Annotated in this window: 7 protein-coding genes and 1 pseudogene; 6 read left to right on the top strand and 2 right to left on the bottom strand. The window is 49.8% G+C overall.

Annotation, left to right across the window (positions count from 1 at the left end; all coding sequences use genetic code 11):
* The 5 genes and pseudogenes from ACNKIB_RS05565 to ACNKIB_RS05545 all read left to right on the top strand — a co-directional run.
* Nucleotides 1–475: pseudogene (locus tag ACNKIB_RS05565) on the top strand (class I tRNA ligase family protein); the annotation flags it as partial.
* 93 nt (nt 476–568) lie between these two features.
* Nucleotides 569–2227: a S8 family peptidase gene (locus ACNKIB_RS05560; RefSeq protein ID WP_417909558.1), complete on the top strand. Its 1659-nt coding sequence runs from the start codon at nt 569–571 to the stop codon at nt 2225–2227.
* Between the two features lie 28 nt (nt 2228–2255).
* Entirely contained in the window at nt 2256–2516 is a 261-nt protein-coding gene (locus tag ACNKIB_RS05555) for a hypothetical protein (RefSeq protein WP_417909557.1), read from the top strand.
* Nucleotides 2517–2834 (top strand): hypothetical protein, encoded by a 318-nt coding sequence (locus tag ACNKIB_RS05550; RefSeq protein ID WP_417909556.1) that lies wholly within the window; start codon nt 2517–2519, stop codon nt 2832–2834.
* The gene (locus ACNKIB_RS05545) at nt 2813–3172 is read left to right on the top strand and encodes a type II toxin-antitoxin system RelE/ParE family toxin (RefSeq protein WP_417909555.1); all 360 of its coding nucleotides are present in this window, start codon (nt 2813–2815) and stop codon (nt 3170–3172) included. Before ACNKIB_RS05550 ends, ACNKIB_RS05545 begins: the two co-directional genes overlap by 22 nt.
* Before the next feature lie 75 nt (nt 3173–3247).
* On the opposite strand, the gene ACNKIB_RS05540 is transcribed toward ACNKIB_RS05545, so the two are convergent.
* On the bottom strand, nt 3248–3595 hold the full coding sequence (locus tag ACNKIB_RS05540) for a hypothetical protein (protein ID WP_417909554.1): 348 nt from the start codon (nt 3593–3595) through the stop codon (nt 3248–3250).
* A gap of 36 nt (nt 3596–3631) precedes the next feature.
* Entirely contained in the window at nt 3632–3934 is a 303-nt protein-coding gene (locus tag ACNKIB_RS05535; protein WP_417909553.1) for a hypothetical protein, read from the bottom strand.
* A gap of 193 nt (nt 3935–4127) precedes the next feature.
* Here ACNKIB_RS05535 and ACNKIB_RS05530 point away from each other — a divergent pair.
* Nucleotides 4128–4547: class I tRNA ligase family protein (locus tag ACNKIB_RS05530; RefSeq protein ID WP_417909552.1), on the top strand; the 420-nt coding region annotated here is incomplete at its 3' end.

Raw genomic sequence — 4547 nt, 5'->3', positions numbered from 1 at the left:
TGACCGCATCATCCCAGTGGTGCTTGATCATCACGTGCAGCGCGACTTCGGCACGGGCGCGCTCAAGGTCACGCCATCGCACGACCGCGACGACTACGAGATCGGCATCCGCCACAACTTGGAGCGGGTCAAGGTGATGGATGAGCGCGGCATCATGAACGAGAACGCGGGCAACTACGCGGGCCTTGACCGCTTCGCCTGCCGGACGCAGATCGTCAAAGATTTGGACGAGCTTAGTCTGCTGGTGAAGATCGACGACTACGAGCACGCGGTGGGCAAATGCTACCGCTGCGCCACGGTCATCGAGCCGACCACCTCCAAGCAGTGGTTCGTCTCCGTGCGCCCGCTGGCGGACAAGGCCGTGGCCGCTGTGCGCGAGGGCCGCATCAAGCTCTATCCCGACACCTGGTACAACACCTTCTACGCCTGGATGGACAACATCCGCGACTGGTGCATCTCAAGGCAGATTTGGTGGCGGATGAATTTCCGCTTGTTTTTTTAATCTGATTTCGTGTAGAAAAAAAGAAGGTGCAATGGTTGTCCACTCATACAAAAAAGGAGACGCAGCATGCCTACCGTATATTTTGGCAAGAAGGATGAGCCGAGTTTCGACCTCGAACTAAGTAGTGAAATGATAGCCATCCGCACCCGTAGCCGCCGTTCCATTAGAGGTGTCGGCCCGGTGTCTACACCGTTGTCATCTGAATTGAGTGACGCGACGTTGGTAGTTTCTTATCCTGATTTCGGAGTTGAGGTGTATCGTGTGCCGACAGGAGGCAGCAATGTTAGGTCTCTGAACGAAAGAAAGAACGCTCTTCGCGCATCTACGGATGTTCAGTTTGTCGGCAGTGTGCTTGTAGATCCTCTTAACCAAGAACCTGTTCTGTACACAGAGAATCTCTTCATTAAGTTTGTTGACGATGCTGACTCTGATACCGTGCTGCGAAATGCTTCCTTAACCGTAAAAAAGAAAGTTTCGTATGCTGTTAACGCCTACTTTGTCGCGGCGGCAGAGAATACCGGGCTGAAGATATTTGACATCGCCGTCGAGCTGCTCAAACGTGATGATGTTGAATATTGTCATCCTGAGTTGATTCGCCCGGTTGCTCGAAAAGGAATATTCTCGCAGCAATGGCACCTAAAGAAAACAACTATTGATGGGATGCTTATTGATGCACATGCGAATGTTGAAATGGCACATGCGACAACTCAAGGTGAAGGGACCATCATCGCAATAATTGACGATGGGGTTGATATTGACCACCCTGAATTCAGCGGCACAGGAAAAGTGATAGCCCCTCGTGATGTGAGTCTTGGTACGAATGATCCTCGTCCAAAGGATGATGGCCCTTATCCTGATGATCACGGCACCGCATGCGCTGGGGTAGCATGTGGAAACGGCACTCATGGGGCATCTGGGGTGGCACCGAAAGCTCGCTTGATCCCAATTCGACTGCCGTCTTCACTGGGATCACAACAAGAAGCTGAAGCATTCGAGTGGGCGGCTGATAACGGTGCAGATGTCATCTCGTGTAGCTGGGGGCCAAGTGATGGTAAATGGTGGGATTTAAACGATCCACTGCATACACGATTAGTCCGGCTTCCCGCCAGCACAAAATGTGCTATAGATTACGCCGTAGAAAAAGGGCGTGGAGGCAAGGGATGTGTGGTTTTATTTGCCGCAGGGAATGGCAACGAATCGGTAGAGTATGACGGGTATGCGAGTTACTCAAAAGTAATTGCTATAGCGGCTTGCAATGACCGCAACACCTGCAGTGTCTACAGCGACTTTGGCAAGGCAATATGGTGCGCTTTTCCAAGTTCTGACTTCGCGCATTCGCCGTTCAACCATCCAGTTCCTTTCACTCCCGGCATTTGGACAACTGATCGAATTGGAAGACATGGCTATAATGATGGAAACCTCGATGCCGGGGACGCAGACGGCAATTACACGAATAGCTTTGGCGGAACTTCCAGTTCCTGTCCAGGTGCAGCTGGGATAGCAGCATTGGTGTTGTCAGTAAACCCAGATATGAAATGGCATGAGGTTAAAGAACTGCTCAAGCGGGCATGCGACAAGATTGATCCACAAGGTGGCAGCTATGATGGCAGCGGGCACAGTCTAAAATATGGGCATGGACGGCTCAACGCAGCTGCTGCTGTCAACCTCGCTACTACAACAAGCAATTGGCTTGAGCCATTCTTGTCTGTTTCTATGGAAGCATAAGTAACAATTCAACAATAAGGAGGATGTCATGGCAAATATGGTGTCTGGAAAGGTAACTAAGATATATGCTGATTCTGACGGGTGCTACATTAAACTCGACTATTCAGGTGGAAAACCTATGGATGAATATTTCCGGCTGCTGAAAACGCACCAAAATTATAATTCTCTCTACTCCCTTGCGGTTGTTTCAGCAGTGAATAGATATGTCTTGAGTATAAGAACCGTGCGAGAAATTGTCTCCACTGAACACGGAGAGGTTGTTTATATGGTTGTTGACTGGCAGGTGTAAATGATCTATACCCTCCTTGTTTTGCAACAAGTTCTATTATTGCAAAACAAGGCGTTGATTTGTCTGCACCCTTCCTCCTTTCCTTGCTACTCTTATAGAGAAAAGATGATGACGCAAGAAAACTACTTTGAGCAAATCCAGCAGGAACTCATCAAAACCCCTGCTGAATACTTGCCCGCGCTGCTGAATATCATTCATACTTTCCGGGAAAGCATCTGCATGAACAGCGCAGAGGAAAGTTTCAAGACAGGGTGGTCGGAAATTCAAAAAGGACAGTATGAACCGATCAGCAAGCTGTGGGACGGCATCGCACGATGAGTTTCAGTGTTTTTTATTCGCATGAATTCAAACGTAACGTGCGCAAGCTGCTCAAAAAATATCCTCATTTGCCAGATGATTTAGATGAATTTATTGATCGTCTGCAAACTGGCAATATTGAAGGAGACTTGCTGCAACATGTCGGTTTTGAAGTTTATAAAGCGCGAATTAAGAATTCAGATAACAAGAAAGGAAAAAGCGGCGGCTACAGAATCATTTATTATTTCAAACAGGCTGAACAGATATTCCTGATAACGATCTATGTCAAATCGGAGCAGGAAGACGTGAGTGCTCAAAAAATACGGTCAATTGTTGAAAGTTTGAAAGAGGAACAATAAGAGAGAATAAGTTGGGGAGAGCAAAGTAATCCCCAACATCTCTTTGCTGTTATAGAACGCGTTTCGCGCCCGTCCTCACTTCGTCCCGCCTGCCTTCCGCTTCGGCCTCTTCCGCTCGCTCGCCCTCGTGCCGCCAACCATGTCATATTCCGAGGAATCCGCTCCAAGAATCCCCTTGACTGCGGCCCGCACCTTCACGATCTGATCGCTCACAACCTTCGCCTGCTCCGCCTTGCGGTTGACCAGCCGCGTCCGGTCGGCGTTCACCGCATCCAGTTCGCCGATTATGTTTTCCAACGCCTCGATCTGCGCCGTCATCTCCGCAACAGAAATCCCGGCAGGCACATTCTCGCCGATTTCCTCAAGGGCTTTCTTCACTTCATTGGCTTCCTGCAACAATTTGGGAATACTTTTACTTACCATTGCGTCCTCCTGCTGTTTTGCGCCCAGACCTTTCTTTCAAAAAGTGGCCTGAGCTTTTTTAATATCCGCCTTCGCCCTTAAAAAGGTGAAGACTGACCTTTTAACGGTGCCGTTCCTATTGCTAAAAGGAAGAAGCGCACCTCTTAACAGTTGGAACCTACTTTGAAAAGGTGATGACTTGCTTTTTATCATCTGGCGGCAACTTTCAAACAGTTGCCTCTCGCCTTTTAAAGGTAAGAGCGTATTTTTACAAAATTCAGGCTGCACTTCTTCTTGGATTTGATGGAGAAAATGCAGGACATGCGGAGGACTGTTCTCCCATTGCAATACCGGTTTCATAGTTTTTCCTCGCAGGCAGAATTGCAAATCTTCCGTATCCATTATAGAGGAATTCTGCCTGTCTATCAAGAGGCAGCCAAGCTGATCAGCATCCTCCTGCCGCAAGCCTTGCCGCTCCGTCCCTGCTGCGGTATAGTAGCATCTCGATCTTCAACAGCCTTTCCTTCAACAAAGTTATCCCTCTTCCGCTGCCATGAACGATACAAACACGCCGTCCGCCGCCAAATACGACCTGCCCAAAGCCTACGAGTTTGAGGAGGTCGAGCAGTGCTGGTATGAATACTGGCTCCAACACAAGACTTTCAGTGCGCAGATGGAGGAAGGCCGCCCGGCCTTTTCCATTGTCATTCCGCCGCCGAACGTGACCGGCGTGCTGCACATCGGCCACGCCCTCAACAACACGCTGCAAGATTTGCTGACGCGCTATCACCGCATGAAAGGGGACAACACCCTCTGGGTGCCTGGCACCGATCACGCGGGCATTGCCACGCAGAACGTGGTGGAGCGGCAGCTTGCTGCTGAGAAGACCAACCGCCATGAGCTGGGCCGCGACAAGTTCATCGAGCGGGTCTGGCAGTGGAAAACCGACAAGGGCGGCACGATCATCCAGCAG

Source organism: Candidatus Electronema sp. PJ (assembly GCF_048287395.1).
Taxonomy (GTDB): domain Bacteria; phylum Desulfobacterota; class Desulfobulbia; order Desulfobulbales; family Desulfobulbaceae; genus Electronema.
This window is presented reverse-complemented; position numbering and strand designations above follow the sequence as displayed.

Excerpts from the sequence above, each read along its gene's own strand:
- ACNKIB_RS05560 (WP_417909558.1), top strand. The coding sequence starts at position 569 with ATGCCTACCGTATATTTTGGCAAGAAGGATGAGCCGAGTTTCGACCTC.
- ACNKIB_RS05555 (WP_417909557.1), top strand. The coding sequence starts at position 2,256 with ATGGCAAATATGGTGTCTGGAAAGGTAACTAAGATATATGCTGATTCT.
- ACNKIB_RS05550 (WP_417909556.1), top strand. The coding sequence starts at position 2,517 with ATGATCTATACCCTCCTTGTTTTGCAACAAGTTCTATTATTGCAAAAC.
- ACNKIB_RS05540 (WP_417909554.1), bottom strand. The coding sequence starts at position 3,595 with ATGGTAAGTAAAAGTATTCCCAAATTGTTGCAGGAAGCCAATGAAGTG.
- ACNKIB_RS05535 (WP_417909553.1), bottom strand. The coding sequence starts at position 3,934 with ATGAAACCGGTATTGCAATGGGAGAACAGTCCTCCGCATGTCCTGCAT.